At 67.3% G+C, this 25,902-nt stretch carries 26 protein-coding genes (1 of these 26 running past the window's edge); 4 read left to right on the top strand and 22 right to left on the bottom strand.

Translation table 11 applies throughout. The features are described 5' to 3' along the window. Positions 1 to 78 precede the first annotated feature (78 nt). The gene (locus MP11Mi_RS10745) at positions 79 to 756 is read right to left on the bottom strand and encodes a trimeric intracellular cation channel family protein (protein ID WP_420038920.1); all 678 of its coding nucleotides are present in this window, start codon (positions 754 to 756) and stop codon (positions 79 to 81) included. A gap of 88 nt (positions 757 to 844) precedes the next feature. Here MP11Mi_RS10745 and MP11Mi_RS10740 point away from each other — a divergent pair, with 88 nt between their 5' ends. Continuing rightward, a complete protein-coding gene (locus MP11Mi_RS10740; RefSeq protein WP_420038919.1) occupies positions 845 to 2,224 on the top strand; it encodes an AIM24 family protein in 1,380 nt (459 codons plus the stop codon). Positions 2,225 to 2,264: 40 nt separating this feature from the next. Here the strand turns inward: MP11Mi_RS10740 and MP11Mi_RS10735 are convergent, their stop codons facing one another. Next, positions 2,265 to 3,701 carry an aminotransferase-like domain-containing protein gene (locus MP11Mi_RS10735; RefSeq protein ID WP_420038918.1) on the bottom strand — a complete coding sequence of 479 codons (1,437 nt, stop codon included), beginning with the start codon at positions 3,699 to 3,701 and terminating at the stop codon, positions 2,265 to 2,267. Positions 3,702 to 3,778: 77 nt separating this feature from the next. On the opposite strand from MP11Mi_RS10735, the gene MP11Mi_RS10730 reads away from it, so the two are divergent. Further along, entirely contained in the window at positions 3,779 to 5,008 is a 1,230-nt protein-coding gene (locus tag MP11Mi_RS10730; protein ID WP_420038917.1) for a pyridoxal phosphate-dependent aminotransferase, read from the top strand. Positions 5,009 to 5,030: 22 nt separating this feature from the next. Here MP11Mi_RS10730 and MP11Mi_RS10725 read toward each other — a convergent pair whose 3' ends face one another. The 11 genes from MP11Mi_RS10725 to MP11Mi_RS10675 form a co-directional block, all read right to left on the bottom strand. Then, positions 5,031 to 6,026, bottom strand: a complete 996-nt coding sequence (locus MP11Mi_RS10725) for a zinc-binding dehydrogenase (protein WP_420038916.1) — start codon at positions 6,024 to 6,026, stop codon at positions 5,031 to 5,033. A 67-nt stretch (positions 6,027 to 6,093) separates the two neighbouring features. After that, positions 6,094 to 6,516 (bottom strand): organic hydroperoxide resistance protein, encoded by a 423-nt coding sequence (locus tag MP11Mi_RS10720; protein WP_420038914.1) that lies wholly within the window; start codon positions 6,514 to 6,516, stop codon positions 6,094 to 6,096. 9 nt (positions 6,517 to 6,525) lie between these two features. Next, complete coding sequence (locus MP11Mi_RS10715; RefSeq protein WP_420038913.1) at positions 6,526 to 6,975, bottom strand: MarR family winged helix-turn-helix transcriptional regulator; 450 nt, start codon at positions 6,973 to 6,975, stop codon at positions 6,526 to 6,528. 195 nt (positions 6,976 to 7,170) lie between these two features. Beyond that, positions 7,171 to 7,356: a type Z 30S ribosomal protein S14 gene (locus MP11Mi_RS10710; protein WP_007319192.1), complete on the bottom strand. Its 186-nt coding sequence runs from the start codon at positions 7,354 to 7,356 to the stop codon at positions 7,171 to 7,173. A gap of 1 nt (position 7,357) precedes the next feature. Then, the gene (gene rplE / locus MP11Mi_RS10705; protein WP_420038912.1) at positions 7,358 to 7,936 is read right to left on the bottom strand and encodes a 50S ribosomal protein L5; all 579 of its coding nucleotides are present in this window, start codon (positions 7,934 to 7,936) and stop codon (positions 7,358 to 7,360) included. Positions 7,937 to 7,938: 2 nt separating this feature from the next. Continuing rightward, complete coding sequence (gene rplX / locus MP11Mi_RS10700; RefSeq protein WP_236996226.1) at positions 7,939 to 8,256, bottom strand: 50S ribosomal protein L24; 318 nt, start codon at positions 8,254 to 8,256, stop codon at positions 7,939 to 7,941. A 3-nt stretch (positions 8,257 to 8,259) separates the two neighbouring features. Then, the gene (rplN, locus tag MP11Mi_RS10695) at positions 8,260 to 8,628 is read right to left on the bottom strand and encodes a 50S ribosomal protein L14 (RefSeq protein ID WP_237000831.1); all 369 of its coding nucleotides are present in this window, start codon (positions 8,626 to 8,628) and stop codon (positions 8,260 to 8,262) included. A gap of 272 nt (positions 8,629 to 8,900) precedes the next feature. Next, positions 8,901 to 9,983, bottom strand: a complete 1,083-nt coding sequence (locus tag MP11Mi_RS10690) for a hypothetical protein (protein WP_420038911.1) — start codon at positions 9,981 to 9,983, stop codon at positions 8,901 to 8,903. A gap of 17 nt (positions 9,984 to 10,000) precedes the next feature. Then, positions 10,001 to 11,110 (bottom strand): sensor histidine kinase, encoded by a 1,110-nt coding sequence (locus MP11Mi_RS10685; protein ID WP_420038910.1) that lies wholly within the window; start codon positions 11,108 to 11,110, stop codon positions 10,001 to 10,003. Between the two features lie 148 nt (positions 11,111 to 11,258). After that, a complete protein-coding gene (locus MP11Mi_RS10680; protein WP_420038909.1) occupies positions 11,259 to 11,612 on the bottom strand; it encodes a response regulator transcription factor in 354 nt (117 codons plus the stop codon). A 154-nt stretch (positions 11,613 to 11,766) separates the two neighbouring features. Beyond that, a complete protein-coding gene (locus tag MP11Mi_RS10675; RefSeq protein WP_420042071.1) occupies positions 11,767 to 12,399 on the bottom strand; it encodes a response regulator transcription factor in 633 nt (210 codons plus the stop codon). A gap of 239 nt (positions 12,400 to 12,638) precedes the next feature. On the opposite strand from MP11Mi_RS10675, the gene MP11Mi_RS10670 reads away from it, so the two are divergent. Beyond that, a complete protein-coding gene (locus tag MP11Mi_RS10670) occupies positions 12,639 to 13,388 on the top strand; it encodes an acetoacetate decarboxylase family protein (RefSeq protein WP_420038908.1) in 750 nt (249 codons plus the stop codon). Positions 13,389 to 13,413: 25 nt separating this feature from the next. Here the strand turns inward: MP11Mi_RS10670 and MP11Mi_RS10665 are convergent, their stop codons facing one another. Next, the gene (locus MP11Mi_RS10665) at positions 13,414 to 13,914 is read right to left on the bottom strand and encodes an SRPBCC family protein (RefSeq protein ID WP_420038907.1); all 501 of its coding nucleotides are present in this window, start codon (positions 13,912 to 13,914) and stop codon (positions 13,414 to 13,416) included. After that, positions 13,907 to 14,257, bottom strand: a complete 351-nt coding sequence (locus MP11Mi_RS10660; RefSeq protein ID WP_420038906.1) for an ArsR/SmtB family transcription factor — start codon at positions 14,255 to 14,257, stop codon at positions 13,907 to 13,909. Before MP11Mi_RS10660 ends, MP11Mi_RS10665 begins: the two co-directional genes overlap by 8 nt. Positions 14,258 to 14,379: 122 nt before the next feature. Here MP11Mi_RS10660 and MP11Mi_RS10655 point away from each other — a divergent pair, with 122 nt between their 5' ends. After that, positions 14,380 to 14,895: a DUF4878 domain-containing protein gene (locus MP11Mi_RS10655; protein WP_420038905.1), complete on the top strand. Its 516-nt coding sequence runs from the start codon at positions 14,380 to 14,382 to the stop codon at positions 14,893 to 14,895. Positions 14,896 to 14,906: 11 nt separating this feature from the next. On the opposite strand, the gene MP11Mi_RS10650 is transcribed toward MP11Mi_RS10655, so the two are convergent. From MP11Mi_RS10650 to MP11Mi_RS10620, 7 genes are all read right to left on the bottom strand, one after another. Further along, positions 14,907 to 15,944, bottom strand: coding sequence for a hypothetical protein (locus tag MP11Mi_RS10650; protein ID WP_420038904.1), 1,038 nt, complete (start codon positions 15,942 to 15,944; stop codon positions 14,907 to 14,909). A 35-nt stretch (positions 15,945 to 15,979) separates the two neighbouring features. Further along, positions 15,980 to 17,176, bottom strand: coding sequence for a sensor histidine kinase (locus MP11Mi_RS10645; protein WP_420038903.1), 1,197 nt, complete (start codon positions 17,174 to 17,176; stop codon positions 15,980 to 15,982). After that, on the bottom strand, positions 17,173 to 18,234 hold the full coding sequence (locus MP11Mi_RS10640) for a hypothetical protein (RefSeq protein WP_420038902.1): 1,062 nt from the start codon (positions 18,232 to 18,234) through the stop codon (positions 17,173 to 17,175). Before MP11Mi_RS10640 ends, MP11Mi_RS10645 begins: the two co-directional genes overlap by 4 nt. Next, entirely contained in the window at positions 18,231 to 19,466 is a 1,236-nt protein-coding gene (locus MP11Mi_RS10635; protein ID WP_420038901.1) for a sensor histidine kinase, read from the bottom strand. The genes MP11Mi_RS10640 and MP11Mi_RS10635 overlap by 4 nt, the downstream gene beginning before the upstream one ends. A 119-nt stretch (positions 19,467 to 19,585) precedes the next feature. Then, positions 19,586 to 19,939, bottom strand: a complete 354-nt coding sequence (locus MP11Mi_RS10630) for a hypothetical protein (protein ID WP_420038900.1) — start codon at positions 19,937 to 19,939, stop codon at positions 19,586 to 19,588. Positions 19,940 to 20,202: 263 nt separating this feature from the next. Then, on the bottom strand, positions 20,203 to 20,424 hold the full coding sequence (locus MP11Mi_RS10625; RefSeq protein ID WP_420038899.1) for an MbtH family protein: 222 nt from the start codon (positions 20,422 to 20,424) through the stop codon (positions 20,203 to 20,205). 111 nt (positions 20,425 to 20,535) lie between these two features. Continuing rightward, on the bottom strand, positions 20,536 to 25,902 hold the 3' portion of the coding sequence (locus MP11Mi_RS10620) for an amino acid adenylation domain-containing protein (protein WP_420038898.1). It continues 456 nt past the right edge of the window; only the last 5,367 of its 5,823 coding nucleotides appear in the window; its start codon lies off the right edge, out of view; it ends in the stop codon at positions 20,536 to 20,538.

The raw sequence follows: 25,902 nt of genomic DNA, 5'->3' as shown, positions 1-25,902 counted from the left end.
GCGGGGCCACACTTCCGCTTCGTCAGGCCGACTCGATATCAGCGGAGACGCGTAGCCACCACGTATGCCCTCGGGTGCTCATTTGCCGCGCGACACGTAGTACGGTCGCGGTCCGCGCCAGCCGTACTTGAGCGATAGGAGACGTGCGACGATCACGAGCGCCGCGCAGATCAGTCCGATCCACGGCCGATACCAGTCGAAATACATCAGCGCCGACGTCACGACGGCTCCGACGAACGCGGGGATCGCGTACAGGGGTTCGTCCGTGCGTAGGATCGCGGGCACCTGACCGGACAGCACGTCGCGGATGATGCCGCCACCGACGCCGGTGGTGAGCCCGAGGAGCGCGGCGGCGGGCGGCGACACTCCCCACGCGTACCCGACCGCGGTGCCGGTGACGACGAACAAACCCAGACCGATCGCATCGGTCACGTCGAGCGGCCAGCGCGTCAACCGCGTGGGCGGATGCCAGAAGAAGATGATCAGCCCGGTGACCGCTGCGGCAGCGAGGTACCGGAGGTCAGTGAACGCCGTCGGCGGCGTGTTGCCGACCAGGACATCGCGGATGATGCCGCCGCCGAGCGCGGTGCTGACGGCGAGGAACACGATGCCGACGATGTCGAGATTCCGTCGGACGGCCAGCAGCGCTCCGGACGCGGCGAATGCGATGACCCCGATCATCTCGCCGATCTCGTGGACGAGCGACGCCGCGTCGTCGATGTCGGCCGCCAGCACCACGGTCGCTGCGACGCTCATACCGGCCTCCTCACCGTTGCGATCTTCGACAACAGAGCGTATCCATTAGCGGCGCGTCCGCTTCGCGAGCCTCGGTACAGTGTGCAGTGTGAAGCAGCTCTCCCCCGGCGAGAATCAGCCATTGCCGTCGCCGACGATCCGTGTGCAGGTCCGCTGCGCGTCACAGGTTAATACGTCGGCACTCCTGTTGACCGCCAGCGGGCGCGTCCGCTCCGACGCCGACTTCGTCTTCTACAACCAGCCTTCGGCGCACGGCGTCCAATACCGCGACGAGGGTGCGGTCGACACTGTAGTCATCGACACCGATGCCGTCGACCGGGAAGTGACGACCGTCGCGATCACCGCGAGCCTCGACGGCACCGGACCCGCCTCGTTCGCTACGACGGGGGTCCTGCAGGCGACGGTCTTCGACGCGGCCGGCTCCTCGACCGCCGACTTCACCGTCCCCGGCCTGACGAGCGAGACCGCCGTCGTCTGCCTGGAGGTGTACCGGCGCGGCGACGCGTGGAAGGTCCGGGCGGTCGGGCAGGGTTACGACACCGGGCTCGCCGGTCTGGCGACGGCGTTCGGCATCTCCGTCGACGACGAGCCTGAACCACCGAATGCCCCGCGGATGGCCGACCCCCAGCCTTGGCCGCCACCTTCGACTCGCATCCAGCAACCGCCGTCACCGACACCCGTGCCCAACCCCGCCGCTGCCGCCAGCGTCGCGGGCCGTACCCCAGGAGGGTCCATGCAGAGCGAACTGTTCGCCCCAGCACACGCCGAAGTGCAGTCGCAGGGCATCGGCAAGCAGGGCAGCAAGATGTGCCGGGTCGGACTCAACGGCGAGATCATGGCCCGCCAGGGTTCGATGGTCGCCTACCAGGGCGATCTCCGATTCGAAGCGCTCGGCGCGGGCGGCACGGGCCGGATGGTGCGTCAAGCGATGACCGGTGAGGGCGTGCCGCTCATGAAGGTGTCGGGTCGAGGCGACCTGTTCCTCGCCGACAACGCATCCGATGTCCACCTCATCGACCTGGACGGGTCGGACGGGCTCACCATCAACGGCGCCAACGTGCTGGCCTTCGAACCGACGCTGCAGTACAACGTCGAACGGATGCACGGCGCGGGCGCGATGAGCAATGCCGGCATGTTCAACTGCGTGTTCACCGGCCGTGGACGCATCGCGATCACCACGAACGGTTCGCCCGTCGTGCTGAACGTCGCCGGCGACACGTTCGCCGACCCTCAAGCGGCTGTCGCCTGGTCGTCGAGTCTGCGGACGTCGGTGAAGTCCAACGACAGTTTCGGCCTCAACACACTCCTCGGCCGCAATACCGGCGAGCGGTTCACGCTGGCGTTCGCCGGGCAGGGATTCGTCGTCGTCCAACCGTCCGAGCAGCCGCCTGGCGGGTTCATCGGCGGGACCGGTCAGGGTAAGGACGCGGGTGTGGGCGGAGCGCTCGGCGGTCTACTCGGCCGCTGACTGAGCACGACTCGCGTCGCACCGACGGTGCGACGCGGGGTTACGGCCGTGGCGGACTGTCGGAGTCGCCGTCGGTCTCCGCTGCCAGTACATCTCGCAGGATCGTGGCGAACTCCCCCGCATCCCGCGTACCGAGGCGCGAATAGTTCAGGACGAGGCCCGAGACCGCGTGCCGTGCGGCCTGGCTGCTCAGCGATCGCGTGCGCCACCCGGTCTTCTCGAGCGCACGGACGACGTCGTCGTCGTAATAACCCGGCAACAGCACACACAGGTGCAGGCCCGCCTCGACACCTGTCACGACTAAGCCGGGGCATTCCCTGGCGAGAGCGGTCACGAGCTGCGACCGACGATCGCTGTACACGCGTGCGGCCCGCGCAAGATGGCGGTCCATCGCGCCCGAGCCGATGAATCCTCCCAATGCGTCAGCGGGTAGCGATGACGGCCCCCGGCGGTGCACGGCCAGCCACCGCTCGACATCTCGGCGCAACCCAGCGGGAGGCACGCACCACGCAACCCGTAGGTCCGGGGACACGGACTTGGAAGACGTACCCACGTACGCCACGTTCGCGGCCCCTCCTGGCAAGGTCACAAGCGCGGGCAGCGGTGCGACTCCATAACGGAATTCGCCGTCGTAATCGTCCTCGATCACCAACGACCCGGTCCGTCGCGCCCACTCGACCAACGCAGCTCGACGGTCGACGCTCAGCCGGTACCCGAGCGGAAACTGATGTGCCGGCGTGGTGAACACGATGGCTGGCTCGTCCCCCAGGCGAGCCGCGTCGAGGCCGTCGGGGTCGGCGGGATGGAACCGCACCGGCAGACCCTGTTCACGCGCCATGAGCACTGCGCCGCGATATCCCGGATCCTCGACATGGAACGGGACCGGCCCACTCGCCGCGATCGCGGCGCACAGGGCGGCGATCGCCGATCGCGAACTGTCGAACAAGATCGGGTCGGCGTCAGCGATCCCGCGGTGCCGCCGCAGATGACCGGACAGCGCCGCGCGCAGTGTGGAGCTCGGCTCCTCCCACGGGTTCAGCCCGGCCAGCCCCTCGGCCGCGGCCGCCCGGACAGCACTGCGCCACGCCCGCCCGTCGACCAGCGCCGCATCGGGGATCCCGGGGCGCAAGTCGCGGCGCGGCCTGCCCCGCCGCGGTTCGACGTCGAGAGTCGGCCCGCTCGCGTCTCGCCCGCGGGTCCGCGCTCCGGCCCGTGCCGCCTGCGCCGCCCCGTCGCTGACGCGTGTGCCCGAACCGTGTTCGGAGGCGACGAAGCCTGCGGCGGCGAGCTCGTCGAATGCACGAACGACGGTGCCTCGGGAGAGTCCGGTCTGTTGGGCGAGCGAACGGCTCGACGGGATCCGATCACCGTCCGCGAGAGCGCCGTCGGCGATTCGGTCGACGATCGCGTTCACCAGGTCGGCGGCGCCCGCCACGTCACCGAGGACAACTGAACCGGAACGGGGACCGCGGGGCATGACATCAGCATAGTGGTCCCGCGATATTGACAGAAGTGGATCTACCATCGCTGCCACTTTCGCGGTGAGATGGCGGCATGACATCGTTCCGACAGTCCGACCGCCTGCGCAACGTCCGCTACGACGTTCGCGGCCCCATCCTCACCGAGGCCATGCGCCTCGAAGCGCAGGGCCACGACGTGCTGCGCCTCAACCTAGGCAACATGCACCCGTTCGGGTTGGAGGCTCGCCCCGAGATCGTCGACGCTGTCGCCGCCGGCCTCGCGCCCGCGCAGGCGTACTCGGACTCCCGTGGAATCCCGGAGGCGAGAGAGGCCGTCGCCGAGCACTACCGGCGATGCCGCATCAACGAGGTGTCCGCCGAGAACGTATTCCTCGGCAATGGTGTCAGTGAACTCATCACCCTCACGCTCCAGGCATTGGTCAACCCGGGCGACGAGATCCTCGTGCCCGCACCCGACTATCCGACGTGGACGGGCGCGGTAAACCTCACCGGCGGTGTGCCGGTGCATTATCTGGCCGACGAGGCGAACGGATGGAATCCATCCGTCGAGGACATCGAGTCGAAGGTGACCGCGCGAACTCGCGCTCTCGTGATGATCAACCCCAACAACCCGACGGGCGCCGTCTACAGCGAAGAGACCGTCCGTGGGATGGCCGACATCGCACGCCGCCACGACCTGATCCTGCTCAGCGACGAGATCTACGAAGAGCTCGTGTTCGGCGACGCCCGCCACCACCATGCCGCCCGCGCGGCGGGCGACGACGTCCTGTGTTTGACGTTCGGCGGCCTGTCGAAGGCTTACCGCGTGTGCGGCTACCGGGCGGGATGGGTGGTCGCGACCGGACCGCTGCATCTCGCGGCCGACCTCCTCGAAGGTGTCACCCTCCTATCCAACATGCGTGTCTGCCCGAACGTGTCCGGCCAGTACGCGATCCCCGTCGCGCTCGGCGCGGGCACTCCCGGTTCGCCGCTTCCCGCCGACATCGTCGATCCCGACGGGAGCCTGGAGCGCCGACTCGCCCTGACCGCCGATGCGCTCAACGCGATCCCCGGCGTCAGCTGCGTACCGCCACGCGGAGCGCTGTACTGCTTCCCTCGGATCGATCGTGAGATGTTCGGCGTCGACGACGACGAGGCTTTCGTCCTCGACCTGCTGCGCACCGAGCACATCCTGGTGACACACGGCACTGGCTTCAACTGGCCTGAGCCCGACCACTTCCGGATCGTGTGCCTACCCGACGAACGAGTCCTGACGCAGGCGGTCGCGGCGATCGGTGACTACCTCGCACGCCGGAGACGATGACCCCGCCGCCGCAGGGGTGCGATCACGGTCGAAGGAGGACCTTGCCCGACCGGCCCGGGGTCCCGCTGGCGTCGACGGCAGAGGCGATCTCGGCGAGCGGGAACACGCCGTCGACCGGCAGCGTGATGCGTCCGGCGGTGACGGAGTCGATCACCTCCCGCATCAGCTCCGCGCGCTTGGTCGGCGACATCTCTTGACTGACCGTGCGCCCCCAGAAGCCTTTCACGGTGAGTTCGGAGAATATCGCCGCATTGACCGGGATCTCCAGGAGCGCCTTCTGACCCGCGCCGGGTGCGCTCATCGCACCGAACGAGACGAGTGTGCCGCGCGAGCCGAGCAGTTCGGCTAGATCGGTGCTCGCAGGCCCGCCGATCGAATCGATCGCCGCGGCATAGCCTGCCTCGCCTGCGAACGCCACCGCCTTCTCTCGCCAGCCGTCGGTATCGGTGGACACGACATTGGCGACACCGGCCGCGGCGAGTTCATCGACGGCCGCCGAGCGTCGGACGATACCGACGACGTTGACTCCCCGAGCCTTCGCGAGCTGCGCCACCAGCCGTCCGACCATCCCGTTCGCGGCATTCTGGATGACCCATTGACCCGGCTCGACGTCCAGGAAGTCGAGGAGCGTCACCGCGCTGAAAGGCATCGCGAACAGTTGTGCGGCCGCTTCGTCCGAGACGAGGTCGGACACCGGAAGCAGACCTGTCGCACTCGCTACGAAGTACTCCGCCCAGGTTCCGAAGGCAGCCCCGGTGGCCACTCGCTGCCCGACTTCGAGACCGCTGACACCGTCGCCGAGGGCGTCGATCACACCGACCGCCTCCGAGCCAGATGCCGCCGGCAGGCTCGGTTTGTAGCCGTAGTCGCCCTTGACCGTCCAGAGGTCGTGGTTGTGGATCGGCGCGAGCAGGGTGCGGATTCGCACTTGCCCCGGGCGGGGTTCAGGTAGCGGGACGTCGCGGACGGACAGGACGGTAGCGGGATCTCCGAATTCGTCGTGTACGAGTGCGCGCATGAGTTTCTCCTTGAGTTCAGTGGTGGGTGGTCAATCGTGTTCGGTGGAGTGTCGCAGCGTATGCGGATCAGTCGTCAGAGACGGAAACGGTCACCTCGACATTGCCCCGCACCGCGTTCGAATACGGGCACACCTGATGCGCGGAGTCCGCGAGGGCCTGCGCAGCGTCGTGGTCGAGATCGGGGATGATCACCTCGAGCGTGACGGTGAGGTCGAATCCACCGGACCCGTTCGGACCGATGCCGACCTGGGCTCCGACGCTCGAGTCGCCGAGATCAACCTTCTGCGATCGGGCGACCATCTGCAGCGCCGAGTGGAAACAGGCGGCATAGCCGGCAGCGAACAACTGCTCTGGATTCGCACCCTCGCCCGAACCACCCATCTCCCTCGGGACGGCCAGTTGCAGATCGACGCGGGCGTCGACGGTGCGGGTGCGCCCGTCGCGGCCTGCTCCGGTCGCGATGGCTTCAGCGGTATAGACGGCATTCATCGTTAGTTCCTAACTCGAGTGGGCGGGACTGTGTGCGCGGTGGGCCTCACAGAAGCGGACCGCGAGGTCGCGAAGCAGAACGGCGTCGTCGACAGAGAGTTTGAACCCCTCGTATACCCGTTCCCGAGCGGCGTCGACCGCGGGCTGCAGTGCGTACCCCGCCTCGGTCACGTGCACCGTGACCAGGCGCTCGTCGGACTGGTCACGGTGCCGCTCGACGTACCCGCTCTTCTCGAGGCGCCGAATCAGCGGCGAGAGCGTGCCGCTGTCGAGGCGGAGCCGGTCGCCGAGATCACGGACAGTGACCGCATCCTCGCCCCACAGAGCGAGCAACGTCACGTACTGGGTGTAAGTGAGTCCGAGTGCCGCGAGTTCTCCACGGTAGGCACCCGAGGCCACTTTCGACGCCGAATAGAGGGCGAAGCACAATTGAGATTCCAGCTTCCGATCTGCATCCACTCATTCATGGTTGCACGTAACCTGGTTGTGTGCAACCGATTAGCGGGGACCAGGCCCCGGACGCCGAATCCGCACGCTACACGAAGACACCGTCGGCCCCGTCTCCTGACAAGGGAGACGGGGCCGACGGCGTTATAGCGGTGGTTCTCGGATCAGCGCAGAGAGAGGATCCGAGGTTGTTTCACCGGAGTGAAGTCACCAGCTCGACTTCTGCACGCCCGGCAGTTCGCCTGCGTGAGCCATCTCGCGCAGGCAGACACGGCACAGGCCGAACTTGCGGTAGACCGAATGCGGGCGACCGCACTTGTTGCAGCGCGTGTAGGCACGCACGGCGAACTTCGGCTTCTTGTTGGCCTTGTTGACCAGAGCCTTCTTTGCCATGTCAGTTGTCCTTAGCGTTGTTGTCCTTGAACGGGAAGCCCAGCGCGCGGAGCAGCGCACGGCCTTCGTCGTCCGTGGTGGCCGAGGTGACGACGGTGATGTCCATGCCGCGCGGCCGGTCGATGTTGTCGATGTTGATCTCGTGGAACATCGACTGCTCGGTCAGGCCGAACGTGTAGTTACCGTTGCCGTCGAACTGACGGTCGCTCAGGCCGCGGAAGTCGCGGATACGCGGGAGTGCGATCGACACGAGTCGGTCAAGGAACTCCCACATACGGTCGCCGCGAAGCGTGGTGCGGGCGCCGATCGGCATACCCTCACGAAGCTTGAACTGGGCGATCGACTTACGGGCGCGACGGATCTCCGGCTGCTGGCCGGTGATCAGGGCGAGATCGGTGACGGCGCCGTTGATCAGCTTCGCGTCACGGGCGGCGTCACCGACACCCATGTTCACGACGACCTTGACGACGCCCGGGATCTGCATCACGTTGGCGTAGTTGAACTCGTTGCTGAGCGTTTCCTTGATTTCCTCGCGGTAACGCTGCTTCAGCCGCGGCTGAACCTTTTCGGTTGCGGTCATGTTCAGATGTCCTTCCCGGTCTTGCGCGAGATACGGACGTTCTTGCCGGTCTCGTCATCGACGCGGTAGCCGACGCGGGTCGGGTTGCCCTCGGAGTCGACGATCATCACGTTCGAGACGTGGATCGGAGCTTCCTGGGTCACGATGCCGCCGGAGCTCGCGCCGCGCTCGTTGGCCGAGTCCGCGACGTGCTTCTTGATGCGATTGACGCCTTCGACGAGAACGCGCTCACGCTTCGGGTAGGACTCGATGACCTTACCCTTGGCGCCCTTGTCCTTGCCTGCGATGACGATGACAGTGTCACCCTTGTGGATCTTCATGAATCAGATCACCTCCGGTGCGAGCGACACGATCTTCATGAAGCGCTTGTCGCGAAGTTCACGGCCGACCGGGCCGAAGATGCGGGTACCGCGCGGGTCGCTCTCGTTCTTGAGAAGCACTGCGGCGTTCTCGTCGAACTTGATGTACGAACCGTCGGGGCGGCGACGCTCCTTGGTGGTGCGAACGATGACGGCCTTGACGACCTCACCCTTCTTCACGTTTCCGCCGGGGATGGCGTCCTTGACGGTGGCGACGATGACGTCGCCAACGCCTGCGTAACGACGCGCCGAACCGCCGAGGACACGGATGCAAAGGACTTCCTTGGCACCGGTGTTGTCGGCGACGCGCACGCGGGATTCCTGCTGAATCACTGCTTGTCTCCTTGACCTGGATTTCTATGTCCGCCGGATTTCCGACCCGACGCACATGGTCTGTCGCCATCGAATCATGCGCCTGCCTGGTATTTCACCGCGTGAACGGCTCCAGTCCAGTGGGTTCGCATGCCGACTCGCGGTGCACACACCGCAGGCAACCGCTCTAGTGTAGGGGAAACGGCCGGTCAGAGACAAATTCGGACCCAACCCCGCGGACTCGAAGCTGATCGCCGTCACCGGATAGCTCGACTGGGTCGTCCGACGGGGGTTCACGTGAACTCCTGCAGGCTGACCGCGCCGTCAACGGCGACGGAGATCGTCGCCGCGACGGTACGTCCGGCGGGCAGTAGGCGGACGGTGACGTCGGCGCCGAGCGCCGCCTGATCGAGCGCGGTTATCCCCGCGGTCCGCACTTTCTCGACCAGTCGGGAACGATCCGCGTCCGCGACTGCTGACTCGGCTCCAATTGCGGGCTCGGCTCCGACTGCTGGCTCGGCGTAGTCGTCGAGGAGGAGTACGTGGGCGCCGCGGCTGCGCGCGGCCCACGCGGCGTCCGACAGTGCGGGAACGTCGAGTCCGGGCGCGCGAATCCGGTCCCGTAACTGGGCTTCAATGAGTCGGCAGTGCACCAGTTGCTCGTCGTCGAGGACCTCGCCCGCCGCGATCGCTTGCAGCAGTGGCCGCGCGCGCTCGTCCAGACGCGCGAGCTGCTGGTCGCGGACTGCGCGGACGGCGCTCGCCGCACTCTCCCGCCGAGCCTGTCGGCGCAGCGCGAAGATCTGTTCGGCACGGGGACCGATCACCGCGGCGAACACTGTCATCAGAACGAGGACCCCGAGGTTGCCCGGGGTCATCATTACCAGGTATTTGCCCATCGCCAGGGATTCACCGGAGTCGGCGCGAATCGTCGCCGCCACCGCGATGGCGGCGGCCGAGGCGACGAACGAGATCCATGCGCCGTCGACCCTCCCCCGCAGGCACAGCAGCGCGCCGACAATCGCGGTGGCTCCCGCGCACGGCATGAGCGGCCCGCGCGCGAGGGGCCCGGCTGCCGCCAACACCCCGACGACGGCGGCGGTCTCGAGGACTATGACACCGGCCGCCGCCACCCGGCCCATCGGCGTGCCGGGTGCACGGAGCGCGATAGCCCACGCCGCTCCCATGCTGACGAACGACGCCATGTACAGGGCGGGCTGCTCGACAGCGCCTCCACTGAGACCGAGGACGACGAAACCCGCCCAGACGACGAGCGCCCCGATCATCACGTGCGGCGTCTGCAATCCGACGATCGCTGACGCGTCCTCACGCCGTCGTCCCCGCCACCAGGTGTCGGAGTCCTGAATGTCTGACATCTGAGCCACTGGACCGGTCATGGTCGCACCCATCCGACTTCGACTGTTGTGCCGTTCCCGGGTGCGCTGTGCACCCGGGACCAGCCGCCGTCGACCGACTCCATCCGGTATCGGACGCTCAATCGCAGGCCGAGACGGTCGTTGGCGACCTGGTCGGGGTCGAATCCGATTCCGTCGTCGGCGACTACGACCGACACTCGACCGTCAGCGACGTCGATGACAACCATGACATCGGAATGAGCGCCCGCGTGCGTCCGGGAGTTGCGGACGGCCTCCCCGACCGCCTCCGACAGCGCACGGACTGTCGACGAATCGAAAGTCGACGTTGGCGGCGCGTCGACATGGACGACGGTCTCGATCGTCGGGTCGACGGCAGTGCGGATCCGGGCGACGAGTTCGGCGCCGTACACCTGTTCGTCGCCGTCGCCATCTTCGCTTGCGAGTTCGTCGAGTCGCGCCAACGCGGAGGACGCGAGAGCGGCGACCCTCGGATCTCGTCGATCGGCGTTGACCGCGACCAGGGTGGAGATGACGTGGTCATGGATCAACCCGTCGAACCGGGTGAGCTCGTCGTTGCGCACGCTCACCGCCACCAGGTCGGCGGCTTCGGAACGGGACACGTCCAACGATGCGCCGGCGCGCACCACCATCGCTGTCACGTAAACGAACGCCGAGGTGAACAGCACACCGAAGACGGCTTCGCGGGCCATCGCGCCGACCTCGACGCCGGGGCTGTGCGCGAGGGCGGTGTAGGCTGCCGCGCTCTTGCATACGACGAGCGCGAGCAGCGCTTCGCGTACTGGCCGGACGATGGCCACTGCGACGGCGGCCAGTCCGACGAAGTCGAGCATCCACACTGCGGGTTCGGGCGATTCACCAATCCCGGCCAGCCCCCACACCCCCGCTGCGGCGACTGCGCCGACCGGGCATGCGCTCGCGATAACGAGCGCGCGACGTTGCGGGGCACGCGCCCACCGCACCGCGATCAACGCCAGGCCGGGACCGAACGTGAGGGTCGTACCGATGACCGGATACCAGTCGACGACCACTCCGTCCGCCTCGACGAGCATCGCGGGCAACGTCACGAACAGATAGACGACGTATCCGACCGCGACGATTGTCGACATGACGACAAGGATGCGGTCGTGTTCGACCGACGATTGACACTCGCGACGAAAACCGGCCTCGACACCGTCCGGGGAAGGTCTCGAGGCCAGTCGTCTGAGTGCGGAGACAGTCGCCATGCGGTGCCTCAGTCGGTGGTCGCCGGTCCGGTCACCAGACGTCGAGGGTGGTGTAACCGTCTTGCAGGGCTCGCGCCAGCAGGTGCGCTTTGGTCGGTGCGGAACGTCCGACGGCACCGTACTTGGCGCGGATCCGCGAGATGTGGGTACTGACCGTCGACGCCGAGATGAACAGGCGTGCGGCCGCATCCTCTTTCGAATCGGACGCCAACCACGCCAGCAGCACCTCGACCTCTCGCGAGGACAACGCGGGCCGGACCAGCGTGGTGTCGCCGGTGGCGAAGAAGGGCGCCACGCCAACGGCTCTGTTCTGTGCGGGATGACCGATGGAGACGACTGGTGTCTGCCTCGGTGCGGTCATCGGCTCGACAGGGGTAAGGGTCATGCGGCAGTCCTCCTGTGACAAACCCGACTAATGGGGTGAAACTCCTACGTGCGGCATTCATCACGTCAGGCTCAAACACAACCGTACGAACGCACGACAGCCCGCGCTAGACCCAGAATTGGTGACACCGGTTATCAGATCACCCGAACCGGCGTCACTCGCCTCGTATGCGATGCGGCATCGGCAACCACCCATCCTCGACCGCACGCTTGAACAGGTCGAGTTTGGTGTGGGTCGGCCGCCCGGCATCGGCGTACTTTTGCCGAATACGTTTGAGGTATTCGTTCACGGTGTCGGGCGAGACGCCGAGTTCCCGGCCGACGCTCGTCGACGTACCGCCGGACGCGTAGAGGGTCAGAACTCGCTGAAGTTGCGGACTCAGGTCAACGGCGTCGAGGTTGGGGTCCCCGTCCACGGCGGCGGCCCACTCAGTCGTGATCACACCTTCGCCCGCGGCCGCGGAACGGACCGCGTCCAGGATCTCGGCTTCGGACGCGGATTTCAGAACGACGCCGAGGGTGCCCGCGCGTGCCGCGGACCGCAACAGATCAGGATGCTCGCCGGACGTATAGACGACCGTCCCGATCCCCCGTTCGGCAAGCCGCTCCACATTCTCGCGCGGAGTGGTGCCGTCGTTGAGTCGAAGATCGAGGATCACGACGTCCAGATCGGTGGAGGTCGCGAGGAGTTCGGTCACGGTGGCTGCCGAGCACACGAAATCAAGATCGGCTTGAGGTTCCAGAATCCGGTCGATCCCCCACACCGGCGACGGATGGTCGTCGACCATCCCCACCCGCACCACCACTTGCGATTCCGTCACCACGACGTCCTTCTCCACTACTCGCCCCTGCTCCGACCACTTCACCGGAGTCCTCTACCTAACGTAGTAGATACGTCGGACAAATCGCGCCTCAGCGAATCTTCGGAGGACTTTGGTCCTTACCGCTTTGTCGCACTCCACCAGCCGTTCCAGTCGGTCCGTTGAATCGGCCACGAAGCCCGCCGGGCTCGCCTAGCGTCGAGAGCATGCCCGTTTCAAGCCACGAGGTTCTTGGCACGCGAGTGTCGATGCCCGTCCAGATCCGTTCTGCCCGTTGCTTCGTCGCCGGGTTCACCGCCTCCGAATCCGCAGTCCGGTCCGCTATTACCTCGCGCGGCGACGTCGACCTGGCGCCGTTGCGAATCCGTCCCGGTCGCACGATGTGCATGCTCGTGTTCGTCGATTACGTCGACGGCGATCTCGGTCCGTACAACGAATTCGGCGTCTGTTTCCTCGTGCAGGATCCCGAACGCGCCGCGCCGTCGCCGCTGCGCGCGCTCGGATCGTTGGTGAAGGGCGACGCGCACGCTCTCATCCACGAACTTCCGGTGGACGGCGAATTCACCCTCGCCGCCGGTCGCGGAATCTGGGGTTTCCCGAAAGTGCTCGCCGACTTCGACGTCGATCACGAGTCGGCGACGAAGACGGGCCGAGTGAGCCAAGACGGCAGGCTCATCGTCGACCTGGCGGTACGACGCGGGATCAGTGTCCCCGACAGCACGTCCGAAGCGGTGCTGCAGTCGTATTCGCAACTGGACGCGGTGACCCGACGCACCCCGTGGCGGTTGACGTCGACGACGGGTACCCGCACTCGAATCGGCGGAGCGAGCCTACGGCTCGGCGACCATCCGATCGCAGACGAACTGCGTCGACTCCAGTTGTCCCGGCACGCGATCATGACGACTTCGGTCGCGAACCTGTCGATGGCGTTCGAGGACGCCGTGGACATCGGCTGATTACCGAAGTCCACGGCGTGTGCCGTCAGTGCGACTGGGAATCCCGTCCGAGTTCAGCCACGTAGGCGGCGAGGCCTGCGAGCGTCTGGCGACCACCCTCGATCGCGCCGTGCTTGCGCACCGCCTCGTCGCGCAGTTCCTCGGTGGCGAACACCGCCAGCATGTCGACCTGAGTCGATTCGCCGCTCGTCGCGAAGGTCAGCACCGACTCGAACGCATTCGGGTCGTCGCGGTGTTCGCCGTGCCGCATGGCGATCCGTTCCGGCGGGACTATCTCCGTCCACGTGATCCATTCGGGATAGTCGGTCCCGTCCGGCCCGTGCATCACGAATTCCCACACTCCGCCGGCCCGGAACTCGAACGCCCGTGTTGTGGTCGTGAACCCGTGCGGCCCCCACCATCGCGCCAGGTGACGTACCTGTGTGAACGCCTCGAACACCAGCTCCCGCGGAGCATCGATCACTCGGGAGATCATGATCTCGCGACCATTCGCGGACAGTGCCGCACCCACTTCTGCTTCACTCATCGACTCGCCCTCTTCCTTCTTCTTTGAGTTCTTGCATGTAGTCGTCCAGTCGGTCGAAGCTCTCGCTCCAAAACTGCTCGAACCCCCCGACCCACTCATGGACCGACCTCAGCCCACGCGCATCGATCGAGTAGAGACGCTGCTTGCCGTCCCGCCGGTCCCGAACGAGGCCGACTTCACGAAGCACCCTCAGATGCTTGGACGCCCCGGGTTGAGTCAGCCCCAACTCGTCGGCCACTACGGTCGCCGGACGCTCCCCACTCCGAAGGAGTGTCAGGATGTCCCGACGTCGCACTTCGGCGATCGCGTTGAAAACGTCGGACGTTGTCGCTGCTCGAGCCATGACGCGATCATATTCTAATATGAGAAAGTGTTCAACTGGATAGCCGCATTCCGGCAGCCTGCGACCCTTTGGCGAGAACAGATGATGTTAGGCTCACCTCACACAAGGAAAGGATTCATCTCATGACTGTCTCTTCCACCTGGCGTCGCCCGGTCGTCGGCATCGTCGCTCTCGCCGCAGGCGCAGCCATCGCGCTGACCGGTTGCTCGTCGGACGACGACACCGCGGCAGACTCGACGACCACCACGACGTCGTCGACGTCCACCGAGCAGTCCGCGGGCGAATCCGCTGAACTCGACAACGCGCAGGCCCAGACCATCCTGCGGAAGGCCGTCGACCCGGCGACCCCCGAAGCAGACCTGGACGCGATCGTCGAGATCACCAACCCCGGGGTCAAGGCCGCTCTCGTCGGCTACGCCAAGGGCTCGTCGAAAGCCGGTTACACGCCGGACATCTACACCGTGAAATCAGTGAAGGTCAACGGCGACAAGGCGATCGCCGCCGTCTCCGTGAAGTCGCCGCACGCGCCCGGCCCGGTCGACATGGACTTCGCATACGTGAACGTCGACGGCACGTGGAAGCTGTCGGCGGACGCCGTCAATGCTCTCGCCTCACAGATGACCAGCCACGGCCGGTAGGCGTCTGCCGGTCAGTCGCCCGACACTGCAGAACGCCAGACGAGGACGCCGCCACGACGCTCGGCGACCCGTCGGACGCTTCCGTCCGCGGTCACCGCGGTAATCACCGCGACGTCCTCGCGGCCGCTCGGCAGAATCCGAGCGGTCACCACACCCGAACTCGCCGTGACCAACGTCGCGGCGAGTTCAGTGTGCAGTACCGCGGCGTCGTCGGCCGATAGTTCTAGTCTGCTGTCGTCGAAGACGCGCACCGAGACACCCGCGCTGCGCGCTGTCGCCAGCGACGCCTTCGTCTGCGGCGACCACCATCCCCGGCCGCGCACAGCGTCCCGCAGATCGTGCTCCATCAGGCTCGCCTGGTTCGCAGCCGCCTCGTCGAACTCCGCACCGTCGGCTACCTTCTGCAGGTAGGGGCGGACGTCGGCGTCGAACCGCTGAAGACGTTCGGCCCGTTCAGCTGCCGTTGCGCCTGTCACGGCGGCCGACCGTGCCGCCTGGACTCGACGTTCCGCCAATGCACCGGTCAGTCGAAGCATCGGTCGCACCAGCGAAGCCATCAACGTGGCGGGCAATAACGCCATCACCATCCGCACGGTGAGCTGACCACCCGCGACAACAGAGCCGCCGCGCTGTACCGACCAGACCAAGGCCAGCGCGAGAGCGCCGCCGCACACCATCCACGCCGCAGCGGCGCGGCCTCGCGCCGTCAATAGTCCGGCGATGACGGCGAACACAACGAGCGGAGCACCGGCCTGCACCCAGAGACCTGCGGTGCCCGGAGTGGCCCACCACGCAGCGGCGACGGAGCCCACTCCGACGACGGCCACCACGATCGTGGTGCGAGACGGCAGCGGGTCCTCGTCGCCGTGAAGGACCCGATGCGCGGCCACCGACAGTCCGAGCGCGGCGACCACCTCCAGCACCCACTGCATCCAGGTTCTCGAATCGCCGAACGCGGTGGCTCGGACCACGATATAGACCACCAACAGTCCGGTGACCACCACGTGCAGTCGCCGAGTCCGCAAGCCGAGCATCACCGGAATTCCCACGTCAGCAATCGTGTACTCCGTTGTGTGTCGAGCCGTCATGAGCGCACCCACTCGAGAGAGACCATCGTTCCGTCGCTCGGCGACGTACGGATGTCCGATCGGCCACCGGCCAGCCCGGCCAGCCTGCCGGTGATTCCGACGGCGATGCCGGACCGGTCGGGAGCTATCGCCGTGAGGTCGAAACCGCACCCGTCGTCGACGACGCGCACCCGCACGCCCTCGGCGGCGATGCGTCCGACGACCGCCATCGAAGCGTTCGGCCCCGCGTGGGCCACCGCGTTCCCCACCGCTTCGTTCAGCGCGTCGCCCAAGACGTCCACGACGTTATCGGGCAGATCAACAGCATCGTCGGCGGCGTCGACCGCCACCAGCACGTCGTCCCCGAACGCGATCGCCGACTCACGGAGTCGGACGACGGCGTCTGCGACACTGATCCGGCCGTGGGCCGGATCGCCATGGACGATCCCGTCGAGCTCTTCGAGCGCGACTCGAGCCTCGGCTCGTCGACAGTCGTCGGGACGTCCGGGAGTGATGTCGCGCAGCACCCCGATCACGCGGTCGCGGACGACAGCGTCCAATCGCCGTCGCTCGGCTCCGCGAGCCGCTGCGGTCGCGGACTCGACAGTCTCGGCGAGCACCGCGGCCCGGCTGCGGTCGACGGTGCGCGCCATGTGCATGGCGGTGCCGAGCATCGTGAGGAACACCGCGAGCATGCCGAACGTCATCGCCTGGTTGAGGTAGGCGTCCCACCCCTGTCCGCCGAACCCGATGCGCTGTTGAACCCCGGCCAGGAGCGCGAGCCCACCGAGCGCGTAGGCGAGCGACCACCGGACGGGAAAGACAGTCGCCAGCGCGAGTGCGGGTAGCGCCACATTGTTCGCCATCCAGATCGGCGGGGATCCGCCGACATCCGACACGGCTCCGGACCATGCCGGGAACCAGAGGACCAGCATCAGTATGTCGACAGCGGCGAGCAGCACGATCATCGACCGCAGGACGCCGATCCGATGTTCGGCGGCCGGTGCGACACCGGTGGAGGCGGCCCCGCCGAAGAGGACTCCGGCGAACAGTGCCACGGCGGCGACGACCACGGATGCCACCGACACCGGTGTCCACCACGACGCCGTCAGTTGGGCACCCTTGCGTATCGGAATCACCGACACACACGACACGACGATCGTGCAGACCGCCACTGTGAGCGAGGCGGCACGACGGATCCGGTATTCGTTCACGCCTCGACCGTCCTCACGACGAATCCGTCGGCGCCTAGTTCGATCCGTCGCCGGATCGGCCCCGAGACGACGACGACTGTCGCGACCGGGTCACGTCCTGCGGGCGCGATGCGAGCGACGACATCGCCGCTCGTCAGGCTTGCCAGCTCGGATTCGAGCACGGCCGCGACCGCCTCGACCACGGCGGCCGAGCGGTCCGCGCCGAGGGGCTCGAGGCCGCCGTCGTCGAGGACCGACACCGATACACCGCGTCGTCGCGCATCCCACACCGCGACCCGCACCCGGGGAACGTCCAACCCCCGACCGCGGATGCCGTCGCGCAACTTCGCTTCCATCAGGCGCGCGTCGATGATGTCGTCGTCGGTCACCGGGTCCCCGGCCGCGATGCGGCTGAGCAGCGGTCGCACACGATCGTCGATCCGCCGGATTCGGTCCTCGCGGTCGGCGACGTCGTGACGGCGGTCCTGCGCGTCTTTGTAGTCGGCTCGCTGCCGTGCGCCGAGGGCCCGCATCTCCGCGATCTGCGGGCCGAGGAGAACGGCACCGCAGGTCGCGACGAACAGGAAGGTCAGGCCCGCACGCGGCAGGACCACGTTCAACCACCTCGCCGACTCGGTGAACGGTCCGAGGACCAGTCCGATCGTGATGATCGACGCGATCGCCGCCCACACCAGTGCCACACGGCCGTGGAACATGAGGATCACCGCGATCATGGTGGCCGTCGCCAGCATCGGCTGGTAGGCGGCGAGACCGGGCGCATGCGCGTATGCCGCCGACCCCCAGGTCGCGGCGACGCCGCCGACAGTCAGAAGGGCGACTCCTCTCGCATGAGCATCGGTGAGTTCTCCCGACACCGTCACGCCCAACGGGATCGCCGCGGCGACGAAGAGCGCAAACGCGAGCCCCATGCCGATCCAACTCACCGTGCTGAATCGGACGTCGATCCCACTGTGCACGGTGTACACGCCGAGCGCGGCGAAGTAGGCGACGCCGAGACCCAGAACGAGCCTCCGCACGCCGGCCGGCCGGCCAAGCCGTCCAGCGACAGACGGGCTCACCGCCGCGCCCACCGCAGACGCACACGAGTGCCCTGGCCGGGCGCGCTGAGGACACTGCTCGAACCTCCGGGAACCGCCGCCATACGGCCGAAGATGCCGAACGAGACACCCAGCCTGCCTGGCTGGGTCTCGCCCGGTTCGTATCCGATGCCGTCGTCGGCGACCGTCACGATGATCTCGTCGTCGTGGACCACCGCGAGCACCACACACGACGCGTCCGAACCGGCATGCCGGTGGAAGTTGCGGACGGCTTCGGCCGACGCGTCCAGGAGTGCCGAGGTCGTGTCGCCGAGATAGCGAGTCGAGGCCTCCGTGTCGATGTCGGCTCGGACCGCGACGTCGTCACCGAGTCGCGCCACCGTGGTCCGGAGTCGTTGGACGAACTCCCGGGCATCGACCGGAGTGTCCGCCTCGATCGGTTCGTCCCACCAATGATCGAGTTCATCGAGCACTCCAGCTGCTGAGGCTCTGGTCGCGGACGTCGGGCGCCCCGGTTCGAGGGCGAGCAGAAACGCGATGATCCGGTCGTGCACGAGCGCGTCAGCGCGACGACGCTCGATGTCGCGGACGTCTTCTCGTGCGAGGTCGCGAGCGCCCTCGACGGTCGCCGACCGAGTCTGGTCGAGTCGGCGGGCGAACGCGACGCTGGTCGCCCCGACCACCAAGAAGACAGCACACCACGCGATCGACCACACCGCGCGCAGGACCGTGCCCACGCCGTAGTCGCCTGCTGATGCGACTGCTTCACTCAGCGTGCCAGCGAGAATCAGATTCACGACCGCCAGGACGTGCCGTTCGGCGAGGACCAGCGCAAGACACGATAGCGCGGGAATGATCGTGAACCAGACGATGATCGTCGGGTCGACGTCCGCACTCTGAGGAGAGGTTCCGTTCCACGTGGCGAGCCATAACGTCATCAGGGCGAGATATCCGATCGAGGCGGCGACCGCGACGGGCAGAAGGCGGTCGAGTCGGCCACTGACCCCGACCCAGCACAGCCCGAGCCCGCTCGCGACCACTACGACGACACTCAACGGGACCCACCACGATGAGGTGAGGCCGCCGAATCTGGCGAACGAACCGGTGGCCACGATCAGATAGACGAAGTATGCGCCGCCGATGATCGTCGAACCGACAGACTGCAGTTTCTGCAGCGACGAACGGTGCTCGTCACCTTTGCAAACGGCGGCGAGCCGACGGGCCAGCGGCGCACTCGACTGATGAGTGAACACGGGCAGCGCGCTCCTCTCGATTCGGGCATCTCATGATCGCATGAGGGCCTTCGTCGCAGAAAAGAAACGGTCCGCCGGCTTGGAGCAGACCGGCGGACCTGAAGAAATGCCTGTGCGAGTTAGCCGACCGAGCGCAGCACGGGCGCTGCGGTGCTCGTCGGCGCCGCGGCGATATCGCGGCCGAGCCAGCGGACCATCTGGTCGAGGGCGCGAGCGCGGTCAATGGGTTCGAGGCCAGCGAGGCTCGGTGCGGTGTGCAGGAGCGCACCGGTGAGGGCACTTTCGAGTGACATCCCCTGCGACCCGACGATGCGACGGTAGTCATTGATTGCTGATTCCAGGGCACCGAAGGTGACGGCGTCGGACCCGTGGCGCACGGCGACCATCCAGCCACCGGTCTCGGCGCGATCGGCCACGTACAGACACAGATCGGCGACCCACTGCTGTCGTTCGCTCCGCGTGCTCGCACTCATCGGCCGATCCTCCCGTCTTGACGGCGGCCCATACACACCGTCGGTGCTGGTAGACGCTGTCAGTCTCCCTTACGTAAGCGTAACTTGGCGAAGCATCGGCTATCTAGGTCAATCGACGCCCGATCAATGGATTCGTTCGTTCGATCAACATACGCGATTCGTCGCCACCGCTACGACCTGCGCCGATTCACCCGTCGACCATGCAGAGACGGGATTTCGTTACACAATCGAGACCTCAAAACCCTGCGTCCAGGTCGCGCACACTATTCCGACTTGTCGGCTTCCATCGCGTCGATGAGGCTCTGGGGGCGAAGATCGGTCCAATTCTTCTCGACGTACTCCAGGCATGCGGCGCGCGAATCCTCGCCGAACACCTTGGTCCAGCCCGCCGGAACATCGGCGAACGTCGGCCACAACGAGTGCTGGTTCTCCTCGTTCACGAGCACGTAGAACCGGCCGTCTTCATCATCGAACGGGTTGGTCATGACTGTCCTTTCTCGGTGCACGTAGTGGTGCACAATTCTCCAGTAGATTACCGCCGCGGCGCGAGGTGCGGCCGCGACGTCGCACGCGCTCTCCGGCGCACGCACGCGCCGTCAGCACAGTCGGTGCAAAGCGGCCTCGATCACCGGCCCGATCACCGCCAACGAGTCCTCATCGGCCATCCCGAGGTGGTGCGTGTCCACGTCGGTGCCGAGGATTCGGCCGGAAACGAACGGCCGCCACCGTACCGCCAGGTCCGTCCCTTCCGGCTTGTCGCGCACCGCGGTGAACAGGTGCAACGGGCCGTCGAACACGTCTGCCCGGTGCATCGGAGTCATCGCGTCCGAGCGCGTGAAACTGTCCATGACCCGCTGCACCTGGTCGTCAGTCAGCAGTCCGGTGCGGACGATCGACGTGCGCACGACATCCGCGACGTCATCGTCCCCGACTGCCGACGTCTCGTCCGGAAGATTGAACAGTTCACGCCAACCGCCGAGCAGGTCGCCAACCACATCCTGCGGCGACGTCTCGGACACCTGCGCCACGTGCCGGTCGGCGGACTGAACGTCGTCACCCGCGGGTGCCGCATCCATCACCGCGAGGAAGTCGACCCGCTCGCCGCGGCCCTGAAGTTCGACGGCCATCGCGTGCGCGACGAGACCGCCGAGGGACCAGCCAAGCAGATGGTAGGGGCCGGTCGGTGACACGCGCCGAATCTCGTCGACATAGCGTTTCGCCAAGTCGGTGATCGAGGCCAGTTCCGGTTCACCCGCGACCACCGCGGGATCCTGCAGTCCGTAGATCGGCCGGTCGGCCAGGTGCGGTGCCAGCCCGCCGTAGAACCACGCCAGACCGCCTGCCGGGTGCACACAGAACAACGGCGGCCGCCGGCCTTCGGTCCGCAGCCCGAGGAGCACCGACGCACCGACGTCAACGCCGCGCTGCTGCGCGTCCATCCGCGCGGCGAGCCCGCGGACGGTCGGGTCATCGAACAGCCAACCCAACTGCGCATCCGGATCAAGTCGTTCGCGCACGGCGGCGAGCACCCTGGTGGCCGACAACGAATTGCCGCCCAACGTGAAGAAGCTCGCGGTGGCCGACGTCCGCTCGATGCCGAGCACGTCGGCGAAGATGTCGGCGAGAATCACCTCAGCGTCACCGTCGGGTTCGACGTACTCGTCGTCCGCCGTCGCGAAATCGGGTGTCGGCAACGCTTTGCGGTCGATCTTTCCGGCCGTGTTCAACACGATCTCATCGACCACGGTCCAAACGGTCGGGCGCATGTACTCGGGCAGCGACCGGGCTACCTGCGCACGCACATCGTCGAGGTCGACGCCCTCCCCCGGCACACCGGCGACGTAGGCCACGAGGTGCTCACCGCCGCCGGGAGCCGTCGCGACCGTCGCGGCCGCATGCATCACCGAGTCGATGCCACTGAGGACCGCTTCGATCTCGCCGAGTTCGATGCGTTGACCACGCAGCTTCACCTGAAAGTCGGTGCGACCCAGGTATTCCAGGGCCCCGTCGGCACCGTGCCGCACGAGGTCTCCCGTCCGGTACAGGCGCGACCCCTCGGTCCCGAACGGGTCGGCGACGAAACGCTCGGCGGTCAAGTCCGGGCGGTCCGCATAGCCTCGGGCCACTTGGGCGCCGCCGACGTACAACTCACCGGGGGTACCCGGTGGGACCGGACGCAGCCGGTCGTCGAGGACGTACGCGGTGGAGTTCCACACTGGAACGCCGATCGGGACGGTACTGTCGTCGGCATCCGCGGACACCACGTTCGCGAAGGTGATCTCCACCGCGGCTTCGGTCGGGCCGTACAGGTTGTAGAGGGCGGCGTGACCGAGCGCGGATCGAGTCTGCGCGGCAACCGACGGCGGCAACGCCTCACCGGTCGTCGACACATACTTGACGCTCGTGAGCGCGCGGACCCGTTCGACGCCCGCGATATCGAGGAACACGGCGAGCATGGACGGGACGAAATGCACCATCGTCACTCCGGTCGCGGTGATGACATCGCACAAGTACACGGGGTCGAGATGTCCGTCGGCCTTCGCGACCACCACGCGGGCGCCGACCGCGAGCGGCGCGTAGATCTCCGGGACCGAGCAGTCGAACGTGTACGGCGTCTTGAGCAACACGGCGTCGGTGCGGTCGAGCGGCATCTCGTCGAGACCCCACAACAGCCGGTTGACGACCGCCCGGTGCGACAGAGTGACGCCTTTGGGTCGACCCGTCGATCCCGAGGTGAAAAGTGTGTACGCGGAGCTGTCGACCCGCAGCGGGGCGAGCCGGTCAGCGTCGGAGACCGGCTGCGTCCGCGGGTCGTCGCGGTCGAGCGTGGTGTGCGCGTCGACGGACACGATCCTCACCGAGGAGCCGATGTCTGTCACGGCAGTGCCGATGTCAGCGTGTGCGGACACCAGCACGGTGTCCGCACCGGACGTGGCGAGCATGTAGGCGACTCGCTCGACCGGCGCGTCGGTGTCGATCGGCACGTACGCGCCGCCCGCGGCCCCGATCGCGTGGATCGCCAACACCATCTCCACCGCGCGCGGCATGCAGACCGCGACCGCCCGGTCGGGTCCGACACCCGCGTCGATCAAGTCGCGCGCCAATGCGCTCACCCGCGCCCCGAACTCCGCGTAGTCGATGCTCAGCCCGTCGTAGACGATGGCGATCGCTGCGGGCGACGCCTCGACCCGCCGGTACAGCAGATCTGGCAGAACCGACGGGGCCACGTCGCGGGACACTCCGACGGCCACGCGGTCGATCGCGCGCCGTTCGTCGTCGGTCCGTAAATCAATGTCCCCGACCGCTCGGTCCGGTGTCGCCGTCAGTTCGTCGAGCAACCGCACCAGACGGTCCGCGAACGCGACGACCGTCGACTCGTCGAACAGGTCGGTCGCGTAGATGATCGAGCCAGCCCAGTCGTCACCGTCGTCGGCGGTCCAGACGCCGACGGTCAGGTCGACCTGTGCGACGGGTGCCCCCGGATCGATCGGCGTCACCGTCAACCCGGCGACGTCGAGAGACCGAGTCCGTTCGACGCCCGCGCCGCTGTCCTGGTCGAACGAGAGCTGCACCTGCATGAGCGGTGCGAACGCTTGGGAACGAACCGGGTCGAGTCGCTCCACCAGGTATTCGAACGGGACGTCGGCGTTGGCCAGGCCGTCGCGGCCGACGCCGCGCGTCTGCCGGACCAGTTCGGTGAAGCTCATCGAGCCGGTCACCCGGGTCCGCAGCACCAGCGTGTTCACGAACATGCCGATCATGTCGTCGAGGACGGCCTGTCCGCGGCCGCCGACGTGCGTTCCGACGGCGACGTCGTCGACGGCCGCCAGCCGCGAGAGCACAGCGGCGAGACCGGCGTGCACCACCATGAACGGCGTCGCGTCGACCCGCGCGGCGAGCGACTTGATCCGGGACGCGACGGCAGCGGGAACAGTGAACTCGGCTTTCGCGCCGGCCATCGTCGCGATCGCGGGACGCGGCCGGTCGGTCGGCAGGTCAAGGACGTCCGGCAGACCGGTCAACTGCGGGACCCAGTAGTGGAGTTGGCGGCCGACCACCGAGTCCGTGTCGTCGACGGAACCGAGTTCGCGGTGCTGCCAGAGGGCGAAGTCGGCGAATCCGATCGGTCGAGGGTCCCATGCCGGGGCCGACCCCGCGGCCCGGGCGAGGTAGGCCGCGACCACGTCGCGCAGCAGCGGCGCGAGCGACTGTCCATCGCCCGCGATGTGGTGCAGGACCAATAGCAGCGCGGTCCGGTCGCCTTCGTGGGTGAGGCGCGCCCGAATCGGAAGGTCCGTGCGCACGTCGAACCCGGTGTGCACTGCGGCGAGCAGATCGTCGAGGCGGTCGACGACCACGACGTCGAGCAGTTCACTCACCCGGTCGACCGGTGTGATCACCTGCTGCCCGTTCCCGGTCGAGTCGGCGGCGAACACCGTCCGCAGCACCTCGTGGCGGACGAGGACGTCAGTCAGCGCGGCGCGGAACGTGTCGTCGTCGAGTTCGCCGTCGATCCACACCGCGAGCGGGATGTTGTAGGCAGCGGACTCGGGTTCGAGTTGGTTGATGAACCACATCCGCTGTTGCGCGAACGACAGCGGGATGTGCTCCGGTCGCGGGTCAATAGCGGTGATCGGTGCGACGGCCGGAGCGCGGCCTGCGACCGCTGCGACGAGTTCGCGTACGGTCGGCGCGTCGAACACGTCGCGGACAGTCACCTCGGCGTCGAGGGCTTCGGCGACCCGCGCGGCGAGTCGGGTGGCCGCGAGCGAGTTGCCGCCGAGGTCGAAGAACGATTCGACGACGCTCACCTGGTCTTGCCCAAGGAGTTCACCGAAGACCGCTGCGACCCGCGACTCGACGTCGCTACGGGGCGCGACGTGTTCGGTGCTTCCGAACTCGGGTCGTGGCAGCGCTCGCCGGTCGACCTTCCCCGAGGTGCCCAACGGCATGGTCGCGAGCCGGACCCACGTGGTCGGTCGCATGTAGTCGGGCAGCCGCGCGGCGAGCGTCGCGGTGACGTCGGCCTCGTCGACGGTGTCCGGGGCGAGGTAGCCGACGAGTTGTGGTCCGCCGGGAGCCTCGACGACGGCGGCAGCCGCGTGGACCACGCCTGGCACGGCTGCGAGGGCGGCCTCCACCTCGCCGATCTCGAGGCGTTGACCACGCAGCTTGACCTGGAGGTCGACGCGGCCGAGGTATTCGATCTCGCCGCGGACGTTCCAGCGGACGCGGTCCCCGGTCCGGTACAGGCGTCCGCCCGCCACGTCGAAGGGGTCGGCGATGAACCGCTCGGTGGTGAGGTCGGGGCGGGACACGTAGCCGCGAGCCACCTGGGGGCCGCCGATGTACAGCTCGCCCGGCACTCCGACGGGGACCACGCCGAGCGCGTCGTCGAGGACGTAGGTGCTCACACCGGGTAGCGCGCTCCCGATCGGCACCGTCGGACAATCGTCGACGATGTGGTGCGAGGTGACGTCGACGGCCGCCTCTGTCGGCCCGTACTGGTTCTCCAACCGCACGGCCGGCAGCACCCGGCTCACCCGGGACACGAGTTCGGCGGCGAGCGCCTCACCGCCGCACGTGATCCGGCGCAGTGAGGTGAGATCGCCGACCCGGTCCCCGAGGACGTCGCAGAATGCGGCGAGCATCGGCGGGACGAAGAAGATGACCGTCACCCCAGCGCGGTCGATCACGTCCGCGAGGGCCGTCGGGTCGCCGTGCGCGCCCGGCGCTGCCACCACGAGCGTCGCTCCGATCGCGGTGGCGCCGAATATCTCGACGACCGATATGTCGAAGGTGATCGGAGCCTTGTGCAAGACCCGGTCGTCGGCCGTCATCTTTCCCAGCGACGCCTCCGCCGCCAGCCGGTTCGCGATCGCCGCATGCGAAACGGTCACCCCCTTGGGACGACCCGTCGACCCCGACGTGAACAGGGTGTACGCGGCGGTGTGCGGGCGGAT

Source organism: Gordonia abscondita, assembly GCF_032711245.1.
GTDB lineage: Bacteria > Actinomycetota > Actinomycetes > Mycobacteriales > Mycobacteriaceae > Gordonia.
Note: the sequence above shows the minus strand (reverse complement) of the source record. Positions and strands in the feature narration are given on the sequence as shown.